General features: G+C 73.5%; 16 protein-coding genes, 1 pseudogene and 1 riboswitch. Of the genes and pseudogenes, 13 read left to right on the forward strand and 4 right to left on the reverse strand.

Annotated elements, in window-relative coordinates; all coding sequences use genetic code 11:
• Window positions 1–90 precede the first annotated feature (90 nt).
• A complete protein-coding gene (locus DMH12_RS08645; RefSeq protein ID WP_125490963.1) occupies window positions 91–789 on the forward strand; it encodes a lytic polysaccharide monooxygenase in 699 nt (232 codons plus the stop codon).
• A 128-nt stretch (window positions 790–917) separates the two neighbouring features.
• Window positions 918–2,606, forward strand: a complete 1,689-nt coding sequence (locus tag DMH12_RS08650; RefSeq protein ID WP_125490964.1) for a hypothetical protein — start codon at window positions 918–920, stop codon at window positions 2,604–2,606.
• Between the two features lie 19 nt (window positions 2,607–2,625).
• Here DMH12_RS08650 and DMH12_RS08655 read toward each other — a convergent pair.
• Window positions 2,626–2,821 (reverse strand): annotated as a pseudogene (locus DMH12_RS08655) (TerD family protein); the annotation flags it as partial.
• A 92-nt stretch (window positions 2,822–2,913) separates the two neighbouring features.
• On the opposite strand from DMH12_RS08655, the gene DMH12_RS08660 reads away from it, so the two are divergent.
• The 6 genes from DMH12_RS08660 (at window position 2,914) to DMH12_RS08685 (ending at window position 8,537) form a co-directional block, all read left to right on the forward strand.
• Complete coding sequence (locus DMH12_RS08660; RefSeq protein WP_161327483.1) at window positions 2,914–3,297, forward strand: BlaI/MecI/CopY family transcriptional regulator; 384 nt, start codon at window positions 2,914–2,916, stop codon at window positions 3,295–3,297.
• Window positions 3,298–3,304: 7 nt separating this feature from the next.
• Window positions 3,305–4,237, forward strand: coding sequence for a M56 family metallopeptidase (locus DMH12_RS08665; RefSeq protein WP_125490966.1), 933 nt, complete (start codon window positions 3,305–3,307; stop codon window positions 4,235–4,237).
• Window positions 4,238–4,572: 335 nt separating this feature from the next.
• Window positions 4,573–5,232 (forward strand): fasciclin domain-containing protein, encoded by a 660-nt coding sequence (locus DMH12_RS08670; RefSeq protein WP_125490967.1) that lies wholly within the window; start codon window positions 4,573–4,575, stop codon window positions 5,230–5,232.
• Between the two features lie 70 nt (window positions 5,233–5,302).
• A riboswitch (cobalamin riboswitch) is annotated at window positions 5,303–5,489 on the forward strand.
• A gap of 62 nt (window positions 5,490–5,551) precedes the next feature.
• Window positions 5,552–6,640 carry an ABC transporter substrate-binding protein gene (locus DMH12_RS08675; RefSeq protein ID WP_399186889.1) on the forward strand — a complete coding sequence of 363 codons (1,089 nt, stop codon included), beginning with the start codon at window positions 5,552–5,554 and terminating at the stop codon, window positions 6,638–6,640.
• 98 nt (window positions 6,641–6,738) lie between these two features.
• Complete coding sequence (locus DMH12_RS08680; protein WP_125491007.1) at window positions 6,739–7,767, forward strand: iron ABC transporter permease; 1,029 nt, start codon at window positions 6,739–6,741, stop codon at window positions 7,765–7,767.
• Window positions 7,764–8,537 carry an ABC transporter ATP-binding protein gene (locus DMH12_RS08685; protein WP_125490968.1) on the forward strand — a complete coding sequence of 258 codons (774 nt, stop codon included), beginning with the start codon at window positions 7,764–7,766 and terminating at the stop codon, window positions 8,535–8,537. The genes DMH12_RS08680 and DMH12_RS08685 overlap by 4 nt, the downstream gene beginning before the upstream one ends.
• Window positions 8,538–8,556: 19 nt before the next feature.
• Here DMH12_RS08685 and DMH12_RS08690 read toward each other — a convergent pair whose 3' ends face one another.
• The gene (locus tag DMH12_RS08690) at window positions 8,557–9,501 is read right to left on the reverse strand and encodes a LysR family transcriptional regulator (RefSeq protein ID WP_125490969.1); all 945 of its coding nucleotides are present in this window, start codon (window positions 9,499–9,501) and stop codon (window positions 8,557–8,559) included.
• An 89-nt stretch (window positions 9,502–9,590) separates the two neighbouring features.
• On the opposite strand from DMH12_RS08690, the gene DMH12_RS08695 reads away from it, so the two are divergent.
• Genes DMH12_RS08695 through DMH12_RS08705 form a run of 3 tightly spaced genes read left to right on the forward strand, consistent with a single transcriptional unit; the run spans window position 9,591 to window position 12,243 of the window.
• Window positions 9,591–10,511 carry a zinc-binding dehydrogenase gene (locus DMH12_RS08695; protein WP_125490970.1) on the forward strand — a complete coding sequence of 307 codons (921 nt, stop codon included), beginning with the start codon at window positions 9,591–9,593 and terminating at the stop codon, window positions 10,509–10,511.
• The gene (locus DMH12_RS08700) at window positions 10,508–11,500 is read left to right on the forward strand and encodes a S9 family peptidase (RefSeq protein ID WP_125490971.1); all 993 of its coding nucleotides are present in this window, start codon (window positions 10,508–10,510) and stop codon (window positions 11,498–11,500) included. The genes DMH12_RS08695 and DMH12_RS08700 overlap by 4 nt, the downstream gene beginning before the upstream one ends.
• On the forward strand, window positions 11,497–12,243 hold the full coding sequence (locus DMH12_RS08705; protein ID WP_125490972.1) for an SDR family NAD(P)-dependent oxidoreductase: 747 nt from the start codon (window positions 11,497–11,499) through the stop codon (window positions 12,241–12,243). The genes DMH12_RS08700 and DMH12_RS08705 overlap by 4 nt, the downstream gene beginning before the upstream one ends.
• Window positions 12,244–12,302: 59 nt before the next feature.
• On the opposite strand, the gene DMH12_RS08710 is transcribed toward DMH12_RS08705, so the two are convergent.
• Window positions 12,303–13,055: an anti-sigma factor domain-containing protein gene (locus tag DMH12_RS08710; protein WP_125490973.1), complete on the reverse strand. Its 753-nt coding sequence runs from the start codon at window positions 13,053–13,055 to the stop codon at window positions 12,303–12,305.
• Window positions 13,055–13,639, reverse strand: a complete 585-nt coding sequence (locus DMH12_RS08715) for a sigma-70 family RNA polymerase sigma factor (protein ID WP_114531742.1) — start codon at window positions 13,637–13,639, stop codon at window positions 13,055–13,057. Before DMH12_RS08715 ends, DMH12_RS08710 begins: the two co-directional genes overlap by 1 nt.
• A gap of 306 nt (window positions 13,640–13,945) precedes the next feature.
• On the opposite strand from DMH12_RS08715, the gene DMH12_RS08720 reads away from it, so the two are divergent.
• On the forward strand, window positions 13,946–14,458 hold the full coding sequence (locus DMH12_RS08720) for a GNAT family N-acetyltransferase (protein WP_125490974.1): 513 nt from the start codon (window positions 13,946–13,948) through the stop codon (window positions 14,456–14,458).
• A gap of 191 nt (window positions 14,459–14,649) precedes the next feature.
• Window positions 14,650–15,759: a LacI family DNA-binding transcriptional regulator gene (locus DMH12_RS08725; RefSeq protein ID WP_125490975.1), complete on the forward strand. Its 1,110-nt coding sequence runs from the start codon at window positions 14,650–14,652 to the stop codon at window positions 15,757–15,759.
• Window position 15,760 lies beyond the last annotated feature (1 nt).

Genomic DNA, 15,760 nt, shown 5'->3' on the forward strand with positions numbered 1-15,760 from the left:
CATGCGGGCGCAGCCTGGACTCCGCGAGGCTTTGGGAGCGCTCCCACTGGTGCGCCCCGTCTCCACTGTCCCCCCACGGAAGCAGGCAGCATGACTTGTCATGATCACGGCAATCCAGTGAAGCCGGTGAGTCCGGTGAAACGGGCCCGCCGCACGACGACCCTCGCCCTCGGCGCCCTGACCGCGGTCCTCCTCACTCTGATCCCGTGGAGCGGCACCGCCTTCGCCCACGGCTCGGTCGTCGACCCCGCATCCCGCAACTACGGCTGCTGGGACCGCTGGGGCGACGACTTCCAGAACCCCGCCATGGCGCAGGAAGACCCCATGTGCTGGCAGGCATGGCAGGACGACCCCAACGCCATGTGGAACTGGAACGGTCTCTACCGCAACGGCTCCGCCGGTGACTTCAGGGCCGTCGTCCCCGACGGTCAGCTGTGCAGCGGGGGCCGGACCGAGAGCGGACGCTACGACTCCCTGGACACCGTGGGCGCGTGGCGGACCACGGACGTCGCCGACGACTTCACCGTCAAGCTGCACGACCAGGCCGGCCACGGCGCCGACTACTTCCTGGTCTACGTCACCCGGCAGGGCTTCGACCCCGCCACGCAGGCCCTGACCTGGGGCGACCTCCAGCAGGTGGCGCGTACGGGCAGCTACGCACCCGGTCAGAACTACGAGATCCCGGTGAGTACGTCGGGCCTGAGCGGCCGGCACGTCGTCTACACCATCTGGCAGGCGTCGCACATGGACCAGACGTACTTCCTCTGCAGTGACGTGGACTTCGGCTGATCACGCCCCCCGCCGGTCCCCCCACCCCCGCCGGACGCGGCGCGCGCCGCGTCCGGCGGGGACACCGTGCGCCGCGGCCTTCCGCGCAGTGCTCCGCGGCCGTCCCGGAGTGCGGTATACGTCCGTACATGGACTACTACGACCTCGGTGTCCACGGCCGACCCGTGACCACCTCGTCGCCCGAGGCCCAGCGGTGGTTCGACCGCGGGCTGGTGTGGACGTACGCCTTCCACCACGAGGAGGCCGTCGCGTGCTTCGAGAGGGCGGTGGCGGCCGACCCGGACTGCGCCATGGCCCACTGGGGCATCGCCTACGCCCTCGGCCCCAACTACAACAAGCCCTGGGAGGCCTTCGACGCCGAGGAACTGACCCGGACCGTCGACCGCACCCACGCCGCCGTCGAACTCGCCCACGCCAAGGCGGGCCGGGCCACCCCCGTCGAACGCGCCCTCATCGGCGCCCTGCGTGCCCGCTACCCGCAGGCGCGCGCCGTCGAGGACTGCTCGGTCTGGAACCCGCCGTACGCCGACAGCATGCGCGCCGTCCACGACCTCGCCCCGGACGACCTCGACGTGGCCACCCTCTACGCCGACGCCCTGATGAACCTGACACCGTGGCAGCTGTGGGACCTGCGCACGGGGCTGCCCGCCGAGGGGGCCCGCACCCTCGCCGCGAAGGAGGTCCTCGACCGGGCCCTGGCCGCCGAAGGGGGACTCGAACACCCCGGTGTCGTGCACCTCTACATCCACCTGATGGAGATGTCACCGACCCCCGAGGCGGCCCTCTCCGTCGCCGACCGGCTGCGCGACCTGGTCCCCGACGCGGGACACCTGCTGCACATGCCGTCCCACCTCGAAGTGCTGTGCGGCGACTACCGGCGCGTCGTGTCGGACAACAGCGCAGCCATCGCGGCCGACGAGAAGTACCGCGCGCGGGCCGGGGAGATGAACTTCTACACCCTCTACCGGACGCACAACTACCACTTCAGGATCTACGGCGCGATGTTCCTGGGCCGGTACGACATCGCCCTCGACACCGCCGCCCGACTGGAGGCGTCCGTTCCCGAGGCACTGCTGCGCGTGCAGAGCCCGCCCATGGCCGACTGGCTGGAGGGCTTCCTGGCCATGCGGGTGCACGTCCTGATCCGCTTCGGCCGCTGGGCCGACATCCTCGCCCTGCCGGTGCCGGCCGATCCGGGCCTGTACTGCGTGACCACCGCGATGCTGCACTACGCCCGCGGCGTCGCCCTCTCGGCCACCGGCCGCGTCGCCGAGGCGGAGGCCGAACGCGTCCTGTTCCGCGACGCGGTCGCCCGGGTGCCGGACTCCCGCATGCTGTTCAACAACACCTGCGCCGACATCCTCGCCATCGCCTCCGCCATGCTCGACGGCGAACTGGAGTACCGCAAGGGCCACCACGCCGCCGCCTTCGCCGCCCTGGAACGCTCGATCGGCCTGGACGACAACCTCCCCTACGACGAGCCGTGGGGCTGGATGCAGCCCACCCGGCACGCGTACGGCGCCCTGCTCCTGGAACAGGGCCGGGTCGCCGAGGCCGAGGCGGTCTACCGGGCCGACCTGGGCCTCGACGACACCCTGCCCCGCGCCCTCCAGCACCCGGGCAACGTCTGGGCGCTGCACGGCCTCCACGAGTGCCTGGTGCGGCTGGACCGGGCGGGGGAGGCGCGGATCGTGGAGCGGCAGCTGAGGCTCGCCGCCGCCCTCGCGGACGTACCGGTCGAGGCGTCCTGCTTCTGCCGCCTCGACACCGCGCCGGCCCCCGGTGCGGCGGACGGCTGCTGCGCCACGGACCGGTGACCGGGCCGGGAACGGGTCGGATGTCGACGCCGGAGTCCGCGGCGATGCCGGCGAGACCGGAGGCGCAACCCTGCCCGACCGCACGGATCTTCCGTCCCCACTCTCGGCTTCGCTCGAGCGGGAGGTGCCCCCTTGGCGCCGTGCCGGTACGGCTCGCCGAAGACCATGGCGGTCTCGGTCGACGCGTCCTCGGACACTCCTTCGTCGTGCCGACTGCGTGTCCACCGTTTCATCTACAGAACTGTAGAAATCAGGTTTCTATACGATGGCCGTCGCAGAGAGCGACGACATCGGAAGGAGGCGGCCCGTGACGGATCACCGGCGATCGCGGCGGCGGGGCCAGGGCGAGCTGGAGGCCCTGGTGCTGACGGCGCTGCGCGAGGCGGAGGGGCCCGCGACCGCCGGCTGGGTGCAGGAGCGCCTGGGCGGCGACCTGGCCTACACCACGGTGATCACGATCCTGACCCGGCTGCTGGAGAAGGGCGCCGTCAGCCGCGAGCGGGCGGGCCGGTCCTTCGCCTGGACACCCGCGGACCAGGCCGGTCTGGCCGCGCGCAGGATGCGCAAGGTCCTGGACGCCGAGAGCGACCGGGAGGCGGTGCTGGCCAGCTTCGTCACCGGCCTGGACCCGGACGACGAGCGGCTGCTGCGCGACCTGCTCGGGCACGCGCACGGCGCGGAGGACGGCTGACACCGCCATGGGGGTCTTCGTCTTCCTGCCACTGGTCCTGCCTCTGACGGCATGGCCCGTCGCCCGGCTGGCCGAGCAGCGTCTGCACCCGCGCACCGCGACCAGGCTGCTCACCGCCGTCGCCGCCGTGATGGCGCTGTGCAGCACCGTGTGCCTGGCGCTGGTGATGGTGGTCGGCACCGCGCAACTGCCCGGCAACCCGCTGCCGGACGGCTGGTCGGACCCCGAGGTGCGGGCGGCGGTGCCCTACGACGAGGTCGTCGGCAAGGCGGCGATTCCCGCACTGTGCGCCGTGCTCCTGGTCTCGGTCCGGGCGCTGTGGCGGCACGGCCGGGTGCGCCGCCGGGCCCACCGCGCCCTCGCCGGACTGCGGGGTACCGCCGTGGCCGTACTGCCGGACGACGTGCCCTACGCGTACGCGCTGCCCGGCGGAGGCCGGGGCCGGGTGGTGGTCACCACCGCGCTGCTCGACTGCCTCGAACCGGCCGAGCGGCGCGCGCTGTTCGCCCACGAGCGGGCCCACCTCGCCGCCCGCCACCACCGCTTCCTGCTGGCCGTCCGGCTCGCCGCGCTAGCCAACCCGTTCCTGCGCCCCCTGCGCACCGCCGTCTCCTACACGGCCGAACGCTGGGCCGACGAGGCGGCCGCGAAGGTGGTCGGCGACCGTCGCGCCGTGGCGACCGCGATCGGCAAGGCCGCCCTCGTCTCCCGGGGCACCCCGGTCGCGACCCTGGCCGGCCTCGCGGCGCCCGGACCCGTGCCGCGCCGGGTGGCGGCCCTGCTGGGTCCCGCGCCCGCCGTCCGCACCTGGCCCTCCCTGTTCACCTCGGTGGGACTGGCCGCGTGGGCCGCGGCCGCCGGAACGGCCGTGTCGGCGATGTCGTCGGCGAACTCCGCCGTCACCATGTTCCTCATCCTGCGGGCCGCCACCCCGCTCTGAGTCCCCGTCACGTCGACGGCGTTCTCCGGGGGACAGCCCGTGGTCGCAGAGGTGCCCGAGAAACTTCCCCGCTCGATCGAATGACCGGCCAATCCGGAAGCCGCCCTGCTCCGGATTCCCCGTGTGAGGAAAGAACCGGGACCACACCGACAGCGGACCGCCCGCCTGCGTTCCCTGCCTGCGATACGCAGGGCGGCTCGGCCTCCACACGTATAGGAACCGCCCGACGGGCGGACAGCTCACCGAGCGGACCACCGCTCCACCCCGACGCGCTCCACGTTCCACACCACTACATCAGCGCTGCCTCAGTGCTGCCGATTTGCAGGGAGACATCCATGAACGCCCGTATCCGTCGTTCCGCCGTCGCAGTCGTCGCGGCCGCCCTCCTGCCCCTGTCGCTGGCCGCCTGTTCCGACGACGGAGACAGCGGCTCCTCGGACTCCGCGCAGGCCGAGTCCTCGGCCCCCGCGGCCACCGACGAGCAGTCCGAGGACACCTCGGGCGGCATGTCCGGCGCCGACGAGCCGTTCGGTCCGGCCTGCTCCACCGTGCCGAAGGAGGGCGCCGGTTCGTTCGACGGCATGGCGAAGGACCCGGTCGCCACCGCCGCCTCGAACAACCCGGCCCTGTCCACGCTGGTGTCGGCGGTGAAGAAGGCCGGTCTGGTCGACACCCTCAACAACGCCCAGAACATCACGGTTTTCGCGCCGACCAACGACGCCTTCGCCAAGATTCCGAAGGCCGACCTGGACAAGGTCCTCAACGACAAGGCGATGCTCACCGACATCCTGACCTACCACGTCGTGGGCCAGAAGCTCGCCCCCAAGGACCTGGAGAACGGCTCCTTCGACACCCTGCAGAAGTCCAAGCTCACCACCTCCGGCTCGGACGGGGCCTACAAGGTCAACGACTCCGCCAACGTGGTCTGCGGCCACGTCAAGACCGCCAACGCCAACGTCTACATCATCGACAGCGTCCTGATGCCCGAGAGCTGACGCGGTCGGGCGCGTCGGCGCCGGGGGCGGGTGAGGCAGCCGCCCGCCCCCCGACGGCGCGAGGACCCTGTGGTAGCTTGCGGAAGCCAGTCGAACCCACCTGGTGGGTCAGGGAATCCGGTGCGAATCCGGAGCTGACGCGCAGCGGTGAGGGTGACGGGCGGGACACGGGCCACTGGGCGGCGCAGGCCGCCCGGGAAGGCGTCCCGCCCGGTCGATCCCGAGTCCGAAGACCTGCTGGCACCCGCGCCCCGTACGGCGCGGGACGCACCGTACGAACGGGCTTCGCGTACGAGCCCTCGACGCCAGAGGATCCCCCTTGCCCGCCTCCTCGCGCGCATCGCGCCCCGTCGGCTTCCGACGCCTCCCCGCCCCCCGCCGCGCCGTCCGCGGCCTGGTGCCGCTCCTGGCCGGCGCCCTGCTGGCCGCCGGCTGCGGCTCCGGGACGGACACCGGGGGCGACTCCGCCGCGCCGGACACGGCCGGCTACCCGCGCACCGTCCGTGACTGCGGCCGCGAGGTCGAGGTCGACGCACCCCCGCAGCGAGCGGTCTCCCTCAACCAGGGAACCACCGAGATCCTGCTCTCCCTCGGCCTGGCCGACCGCATGGCGGGCACCGCCACGTGGACCGACCCGGTGATGAAGGGGCTGGAGAAGGCGAACGCGGGTGTGCCCCGGCTCGCCGACGACATGCCGTCCTTCGAGACGGTCCTGGACGCCGAACCCGACTTCGTCGCCGCCTCCTTCGCCTCCACCCTCGGCACCGGGGGAGTGGCCACCCCCGAGCAGTTCGGCGAACTCGGCGTGCCGGCCTACCTCTCCCCGTCCGACTGCGTCGGCAAGGACAACAGCGGCGACGGCGACGGCGTCCGCAGCGAGCCCTTCACCATGGACACCGTCTACCGCGAGGTCCGCGACCTGGCCCGGCTGTTCGACGTCGAGGAACGCGGCGAGAAGCTGGTCGCCGACCTGAAGTCCCGGGTGGAGAAGGCGACGTCCGGCGTCGACGCCTCCGACGCCACCCTCATGTACTGGTTCGCCAACTCCACGTCGCCCTACATGGGCGGCTGCTGCGGCGCCCCCGGCGTCATGACCCGCGAGGTCGGGGCGAAGAACGCCATGGACGACACCCACGACGAATGGCCGCAGGTCGGCTGGGAGACCGTCGCCGACCGCGACCCCGACGTCCTCGTCCTCGGCGACCTCACCCGCAAGTCGCAGACGGCCGAGACCGCCGCGAAGAAGATCGAGTTCCTGGAGTCCGACCCGGTCACCCGGAACATGACCGCCGTCCGCGAGAAGCGGTACGTCCTGCTCAGCGGTCAGGCCATGAACCCCACCATCCGCACCGTCGAGGGCGTCGAACAGGTGGCGGCCGCGCTGCGCGAGTACGGCCTCACCAAGTGACGTCCGCGAGCCGGGCGGCGTCCGAGGACGGGGCGACCTCCAAGGACCGAACGTCGTCCGAGGACCGGGCCGCGCCCGGGGAGCGGTCGCCCTCCGGCATACCCACGGCCGGCCGCCGTGCCTACCCCCTGTGGGCGCTGACCGGCGTCGTCGCCCTGTGCGCCTCCGTGGCCGTCGCCGTCACCATCGGACCGGCGGACATCGGCGTGGCCGACGTGTGGTCCGTGATCGTCGCCCACCTCGGCGCGGGCCCCGCCGCCGACGTCACCCCCATCCGCGACGGCATCGTCTGGGACCTGCGGCTGCCCCGGACCCTGCTCGCCGCGGTGTGCGGCGCCGGACTCGCCGTGTGCGGCGCCGTCCTCCAGTCCCTGCTGCGCAACCCGCTCGCCGACCCCTTCGTGCTCGGCGTCTCCTCCGGTGCCTCGACCGGCGCCGTCCTGGTCGTCGTACTCGGCGTGGGCGGCGGCGCGCTGTCCGTCCCCGGCGGGGCGTTCCTCGGCGCGGTGTGCTCCTTCGCGCTGGTGATGCTGCTCAGCCACAGCCTCGGCGGCACCCCGGACCGGGTGGTCCTCGCGGGCGTGGCGGCGATGCAGCTGTTCTCCTCGCTCACCTCCTTCGTGGTGATGACCGCGGCCGACTCCGAGACCACCCGCGGGGTGCTCTTCTGGCTGCTCGGCTCGCTCGGCGGGGCCGGCTGGACGGACGTGTGGACCGGTACCGCGGTCCTGCTGCTGGTCCTCGCCGTGTGCCTCGGCCACGGCAGGACGCTGGACGCCTTCGCCTTCGGCCAGGACGCCGCGGCCACCCTCGGCGTCCACGTGGCCCGCACCCGGCTGGTCCTGCTGTGCGCCACGGCCCTGCTCACCGCCGCCCTGGTCGCCTCGGCCGGTGCCATCGGCTTCGTCGGACTTGTGCTGCCGCACGCCGTGCGGGCGCTGACCGGTCCCGGGCACGCCCGCCTCCTGCCGGTCTGCGCCCTCGCCGGAGCCGTGTTCCTGGTGTGGGTCGACACCCTGGCCCGAACCGTCCTCGCCCCCAAGGAGGTCCCGGTGGGCGTGGTGACCTCGCTGATCGGCGTACCCGCCTTCGTCCTCGTCCTGTACCGCACCCGGAGGGCACGGTGACGCTGAGCGCCGAGCGGGTCTCCCGCGCCGCCGGGGGGCGGCTGATCCTGGACGGCGTCGACCTCAGCCCGCGGCCCGGCGCCATGACCGGCCTGCTCGGCCCCAACGGGTCCGGTAAGTCGACCCTGTTGCGGCTGCTGGCCGGCGTGCTCGCCCCCACCTCCGGCGTCGTCGCCCTGGACGGCCGCCCGCTGGACCGGATGGGCCGCCGCGCCGTCGCCCGGCGCGTGGCCGTCGTGGAACAGCAGGCGGACACGCTGGTGGAGGTGTCGGTCCGCGACGTCGTCCGGCTCGGCCGGATCCCGCACCGCCGCGCCTGGACACCGGCGTCGGCGGCCGACGAGGAGGTGGTCGCGGACGCCCTCGCGCGCACCGGTCTCACCGGGCAGGCCGACCGGCTCTGGCACACCCTCTCCGGCGGCGAACGCCAACGCGTCCAGATCGCCCGCGCCCTGGCCCAGCAGCCACGCGAACTCCTGCTGGACGAACCCACCAACCACCTCGACATCCAGCACCAGCTGGACGTGCTGGCCCTCGTCGTCGCCCTGCCCGTCACCAGTGTCGTCGCCCTGCACGACCTCAACCTCGCCGCGATGTACTGCGACCACCTCGTCGTGCTCTCCGAGGGACGTGTCGTGGCCCACGGCGAACCGGCGGAGGTCCTCACCGCCGCCCTGGTCGCGGAGGTCTACGGCGTCCACGCCGAGGTCACCCGCACCGGCCCCGACGACCGCCCGCACGTCCGTTTCCTGGGCACGCTGAGGGGGTAGCGGCCGCGCCGCCCGCGCATCAATCGCGTCCGGGACCGGGAACGCTCGTGGGTGGCTCGGGAAGCCAGTCGCGGGTCGGGTCGTACTCCAGCCACCGACTGCGACCCGCTTCCTCGGCGCAAGCGGTGGCCAGGCCGTTCAGCCCCGGGGATCCGTTTCCGGCGCGCCACAGCAACGACCAGGCGTACAGCGGCGTGGGATCGGCCAGGGGGACGGAGCGCAGCCCCGGGACATCGGGCAGGGGCACGTCGGCCGGCACCAGTGAGAAGCGGCGCGGTTCCGCCGCCACCTCGGCCAGGAAGTGGGCCAGCCCCAGATTGACCCCCGTGGCCGTGTGCCGGACGCCGAACCGGTCCGCGAACCGGTGGAGGAAGTCGAGCCGGTCCAGGGTGCCGGGAGCCCACAGTGTGCTGTCGCACAACTGGTCCGGCCGCAGGACCGGTTCGGCCGCGAGCGGGTGGTCCGCACCCAGCACGGCGTCCACCGGTTCGAGACGGACGAGGCGGTGTGCCAGCCCGGTGGGCAGCGGGGGATGGACTCGCCCCAAGGCCGCGTCGATGTCACCGCGCAGCAGCGCCGTCGTCACCGAGGGCAGGTCGCGCCCGTGCCCCAGGGCCAGTTCACCGGCTCGTCCGGCGACCTGGGCCAGCGTCCGCATCGGCGCGTACAGGTGCCCCCAGACGTCCACGCGCAGCGGACGTTCCTTCCCGGACACGGCCGCGACCGCGGCGTCGGCGGCGGCCACCGTCTGCCGGGCCGGAGCGAGGAAGCGCCGTCCGGCGTCGGTGAGGCGTACTCCGGTGCCGCCACGGTGGAAGAGCGCGATGCCCAGCAGGGTTTCCAGCCGCGCGATCCTCTTGGACAGCGTCTGCTGGGAGACGGCGAGCGTCCCGGCCGCCCGGCCGAAGTGCAGTTCCTCGGCGGTGCGCACGAAGGCACGTACGTGTGCCACGTCGAGATCCATGGCGCCCACCATAGGTGACAACCGAAAGTTGTCGGCTTCGCTGGTTCGTTGTTGGATCGCGGGGCGACCGCGGGGGTTGCATCCTCTCCATGCAAAGACTGATTCCGACGGGAGAAGCGGCGCGCCCGGTCGGCTTCGCCGAGGTGTCCCAGCCCGTGCCGGAGCCCGGTGAGGCCCTGATCAAAGTCGAGGCGTTCGCCCCGAACCGGGGAGAGACGTTCCTCCTCGAACGCCCCCGGCCGGAGCTGCTGCCCGGCAAGGACGTCGCGGGTCTCGTCGTACAGGCCGCGGCCGACGGCTCCGGTCCCGGCATCGGCAGCCGCGTGGTCGGCCACCCGGCGCAGGGCGGCTGGGCCGAGTACGCCGCTGTGCCCACGCACTCCCTCGCGGTGCTCCCCGACAGCCTCGACAGCGTGCGGGCGGCGGCCCTGCCCCTGGCCGGCATCACCGCTCTGCGGCTGCTGCGTACGGCCGGTTCCCTGGCCGGCCGACGGGTGCTGCTGACCGGCGCCTCAGGAGGCGTGGGCCACTACGTCACCGAGCTCGCCGCCGGGGCCGGGGCGGAGCTGACGGCGGTGACGGCCACACCGGCGCGCGGCGAGCGGCTCGCGGAGCTGGGCGCACGGGTGGTGCACCAGGTCGCGGCGGCTCAGGGGCCGTTCGACGTTGTGCTGGAGTCCACGGGTGGTCCCGATCTGCCCCTCGCCCTGTCGAAGCTGCGCCCGGGCGGTCTGCTCATCTGGTTCGGCCAGGCGAGCCGCACCCCCGCGACCCTCGACTTCTTCCAGCTCCTCGGCGGGCCCGAGCGCGCGACGATCCAGCACTTCCACTACGCCGGCGCCCCGTACGACCGCGACCTCTCCGCACTGGTGAGCCTCGTGGAACAGGGCCGGCTGCACCCGGAGATCGGCCGCGTCACCGACTGGACCCAGACCGCCGCAACCCTCGTCGACCTGAGAGAGCGCCGGATTCGCGGCAAGGCCGTCCTGCTGACCGGAGGAGCACGATGAGGGGCGCCGAGTTCGCCGCCGCCCAGTGGACCCGTGCCATCGGGGCGGGCGTGGACCCTCACGAGTACCGGCGGGTCACCGAGGGCCTCACCTCCCTCGGCGCATGGGGGCCGTCCTGCATGCGCACCGGGCTCGGCCACCTCCAGCGCGCGGACGACGCGCGATCGACCCGCTCGGCCGGTGAGTACCTGCTGGTGGCCGCCCGGTGGTTCCACCTCGCCACGCTGGCACCGTACGAGGAGGCGCATCGTGCCGCCGCCAAGGCGGATCTGGCCTTGAGCAGGGCGCTCACCCTGCTGGAGCCCGGTGCGCGCCGGGTGAGCGGTGAGGGATTCACCGGCTGGCTGCGCGGCCCCTCCGACGCGCCGGGGACCGTGGTCGTCGTCCCCGGTCTGGACTCGGCGAAGGAGGAGTTCCTCGATCTCGCGTCCGCGCTGCTGGCCAGGGGGCTGGCGGTGTTCGCGATGGACGGCCCCGGTCAAGGCGCGCTCGCGGCCGCCACGACGTTCGTGCCGGACTACGAGCGGGTCGTGGGCCGGGTCATCGATGCCCTCGGCGTGGCACGCGTCGGGCTCGTCGGGATGAGCCTGGGCGGTTACTTCGCGGCCCGGGCCGCGGCGCTGGAGCCTCGGGTGGCCGCCGTGGCCACCGTCAGCGGTCCCTTCCGCCTCGACTGGGAGGAACTTCCTCCGCCCGTACGAGACATCATGGCCGGTCGAGCGGGAGGAGCCGACGCCGCTCACGCGTTCGCCGACACCGTCGACCTCACCGCCCTGGCACCCCGCATCGCGGCCCCGCTGCTGGTCGTGGACGGCGGCCAGGACGTCATCCCCGGCGTGACGAACGGCGAGCCCCTGGCCCGCCTGGCGCCGCACGGCACCTACGTGTCCGTCCCGCACGGCGACCACCTCCTCGGCAACGCCCGTCCGGAGTGGCTGCCCCGGCTCAGCGACCACATCACGCACGAACTGACGGGAACACCAGCATGAACCGATTCACGGGGAAGACCGTGCTCGTCACCGGCGGCACCAGCGGCATGGGTCTGGCGACGGCGCACCGCCTCGTAGCCGAGGGCGCTCACGTCGTCGTCACCGGCCGCAGCCGCGCGCGGGTGGATTCCGCCGTCCACCGGATCGGCCCCCATTCCTCGGGGATCGTGGCCGACGCCGCCGACCTCGACGCGGTGGATCGGCTGATGGAGGCCGTCCGGGACCGTCACGGCCGGCTGGACTGCCTCTTCGCGAACGCCGGCACCGGCACCTTCATGCCGTTCGAAGGCATCACCGAGCCGGACTTCGACCATGCCGTCGACACCAACTTCAAGGGCGTGTTCTTCACCGTCCGGAAGGCACTGCCGCTGCTGGCAGACGGTGGATCGATCGTCATCAACGCCTCCTGGACCCTGTACCGCGGCAACAGTGTCCTGACCCTCTACTCGGCGACCAAGGCGGCCGTGCACAACCTGGCCCGGACTCTCGCCGCCGCACTCGCCCCCCGAGGCATCCGCGTCAACTCCGTCAGCCCCGGGTACATCGACACCCCGATGTACCCGGCCGACGCGCTGACCACGGCGGAGGCGGAGGCCGTCACCGGCCGGATCGTCGCCGGCCGCTTCGGGCGCCCGGAAGAGGTGGCCGCGGCGGTGGCGTTCCTCGCCTCGGGCGACGCGTCCTACGTCAACGGCCAGGATCTCGTCGTCGACGGCGGGCTGATCGGTGCGGTGCCCGCCTGACCGCGTAGCGCGGACGCGGTCGTGCGAGGTGAGGGATCGTGCGGGGGCCCTCACCCCGTTCAGGCCGGCATGCTCATCAGGGCGACCGGGTCGGAGGTCGGCTGCGGCGACCCGCCCGCCGGTTCCACGGTGATGCCGACGCCGCCCGCACCGTCGACGGCGCCCTCCATCAGCACCGCCTGAGTGGACCGGCCGGGATCCATCAGGCCCGCCGACCGCATCGTCCCGTGGTCGTCGAACCAGAGCTGGTAGACCTTGCCCCGCGGCGGCTCGGCCATGCCCGAGGCCAGGAACACGGCCCGGTCCTGGTCCCCGGAGACCACGACGGTCCCGGTGGCGCCGTCGGACAGACGGGCGGTACGCGACTCGGCGTCCGGCGCGGCCAGCACCCCGGACAGGGTCTCGGCCCGCTGCTCGGCCTGAGCCGCCCGCTCTCCGGCGTCCTGCGCCCGCTCGTACTGCCACACCGCCGTGCCACCCAGCCCCGCCGCGGCGGCCAGGCAGGCGGCCAGCGCCCAACGGCCCAGACCACGCCCCCGGGGTACGAGGCGGCGTGCCTTGCCGACCGTGCCGCCACCCGGCGGGGCCTGGCGCACGGTCGTGACCCGGTGCAGTACCCGGTCCCTCATCGCGGGGCCCGGCACGAGCGTCGCGGCCAGCCCCAGCCGGGCCGTGGCGGCGGCGAACTCACTGGTCTCCCGCTCACAGGGGGCGCACCGCGCCAGATGCCGTTCGAAGGCGGTCCGCTCGTCGTCGGGCAGCGCGTGCAGGGCGTAGGCGCCCGTCAGGCTGTGCAGGTCCTCGGTGCGCATCACGCACTCACCCCCAGGCAGTCGCGGAGTCGGATGAGGCCGTCACGGAGCCGCGTCTTGACCGTGCCGAGCGGCAGCGCGAGCGCCTCGGCCACCTGCCGGTAGGTCAGGCCGCGGTAGTAGGCCAGGGTGACGGACTGGCGCTGGATCTCGGTCAGGGTGCGCAGGCAGCGCCGCACCTGCTCCCTTTCCAGCCGGGCCTCCACCTGTTCCGTCACCTCGTCGAACTCGGGCGTACGGTCGAGCAGTGCGGCCCGGTGGTCGCGGGCCGCGGCGGCCTCCACCGACCGCACCCGGTCGACCGCCCGCCGGTGGGCCAGGGTCAGGATCCAGTTCACCACCGTGCCCCGCTCGGGCCGGTAGCGCGGAGCCGTGCGCCACACCTCGACCAGCACCTCCTGCGCGACCTCCTCGGACTGCGCCTGGTCGCGCAGCACCGCCCGGGCGACCCCGAGCACGGATCCCGCCATCGCGTCGTACACCGCGGCGAAGGAGTCCTGATCGCCGAGGGCCACCTCGCGGATCAGCTGTTGCAGGTCGGGCTGTGACGATGGATTTCGGCCGATGTGTACGGCTTCCTTCACGACGGTTTCTCCAAAAGAACGCGACGGGCGGACATGTCCCCGCGTAATCCGGGGCCGGACGGCCCGCGGATTGGTCGCCGGACCGCCGAAGGACGCGGTGACCTCGCCCGACGCCCACCCTCGCACGGGTACACTGGCCCCCGTTCGCGTTCGATCGGCTCCCCGGAGCGGGAGGAAAGGGAGGTGAGGTTGATGACCGTGCTCGACGCCGCCCTTCGCTGCGCCCGGATCTCCCTCGCGTCCCGAGCGGCGGCCTGACCCCGCATTCCACGAACGCAGACACCAGAAACGGATCCCCGTCCCGTCATGCCTCACACCTGGCACACCCGCGCCGAGACCGGCGCCGACATCCCCGCCGTCCGCGACATCGTCCGCGCCGCCTTCCCCACGCCGGAGGAGGCCGCCCTGGTCGACGCGCTGCGCGCCGACCCCGGGGCCTGGATCGAGGGCCTGTCCGTGGTCGCGGTCGACGACGCCGACCGCCCCGTGGGCCACGCCCTGCTGACCCGCTGCCACATCGGTGCGCACCCGGCGCTCTGCCTGGCACCCGTCGCCGTCCGGCCCGGGTCGCAGCGCAGCGGCGCCGGTGCGGCCGCCGTCCGGGCCGCGCTGGCGGCGGCCGAGCGGCTCGGCGAGCACCACGTCGTCGTCCTCGGGCACCCCGAGTACTACCCCCGGTTCGGCTTCACCCGGGCCTCGGCCCACGGCATCGGCCTGACCATCGACGTCCCGGACGAGGCCCTCATGGCCCTCCCCCTGGACGCCGCCCATCCGCTGCCCGCCGGCACCGTCCGGTACGCGGCGCCCTTCGGTATCTGATCCCGCGACCGATCCGGCACTGATCCGGCACTGATCCGGCACTGATCCGGCACACCGGGTGCCGGCGGGAATCCCTCCCGCCGGCACCCGGCATTTTCCTCGGTCCAAACCCTTGACCCCGTCCCCGGGCTCCTTCACATTACTGGTTAATGCGCATTAGGTAATGCGCATTAACGCGACCGAGGGGAGCAGTGGTGGCGAAGGAAGCCACAGGGCGGACGAAGCCGGGGCGGGCCCCCGCGCCCCCCGGCCGACGGGGCCGGCCCAGGCAGGCGGAGGTCGCCCGGCTCGCGGGTGTGTCGCAGGCGACGGTGTCCCTGGTGCTCTCTGGACGCGACACCGCGACCGGCCGGCCGATCTCGGCGGAGACCCGCGGCAAGGTCCTGGACGCCGCCCGCAGCCTCGGCTACGTCCCCGACCCCGCCGCCAGCCGCCTCGCCGCCGCCCGCAACAACCTGCTCGGTGTGTTCAGCTTCACCGCGACCTTCCCGACCGACGTCCGGCACTCGTACTACCCCTTCCTCGTCGGCGTCGAGCAGGAGGCCGCGGCGCAGGGCTACGACCTGGTGCTGTTCACCGGCTCCAGCAGCGGGGGAGCGGGCGCTGCCGGGGCCGGCGCGCTCAACCGGGTGCGGCTGGCGGACGGTTGTCTCTTCCTGGGCCGCCACGCCCCCGCGGACGAACTGCGCCGGCTGGTGGCCGACGACTTCCCGGTCGTGCACGTCGGCCGGCCCGACGAGGCGGAGGGGCTGGCCTGGGTCGGCGCCGACTACGTCAGCGCGAGCCGCGAGGTCGTCACCACCCTCGCCGGGCTCGGCCACCGGCGGGTCGTGCTGGTCCGCGAGGACGACGAGGCGCCCGCCTCCAGCGACCGCGAACGCGGCTTCCTGGACGGTCTGTCGGCGAGCGGACTGCCCGCCGGCCCCGGCGCCGTGTTCCGCTCCGGCGACCTGCGCCGCGATCTCACCGCGGACCGCGTAAGCGCCTGGCTGGCCGACGGTGTGACCGCGTTCGTCGCCGAGGAGACCGACACCGGAACCGCCTGGCGGGCGCTGCGCACGGCCGTCGACGCGGCCGGCCTGGACTGCCCCGGCCAGGTGTCGCTGGCACTGCTCGGCAGCCCGCCCGCCGACCTCGCCGACGAACCGGCCCCCATGGGCTTCGACATCCCCCGCCCCACGCTGGGCGCCGAGGCGGTGCGGCTGCTCGCCGCCCGCGTCGCGGGCGAACCCGCCAGGGGCACGCTCGTCGCCTGCGCCTTCAGACCGGGCACCACCGCCGGCCCGCCCGCCGGCCCGTGAA

The organism is Streptomyces sp. WAC 04229 (assembly GCF_003947455.1).
In the GTDB taxonomy this organism is placed as follows: domain Bacteria; phylum Actinomycetota; class Actinomycetes; order Streptomycetales; family Streptomycetaceae; genus Streptomyces.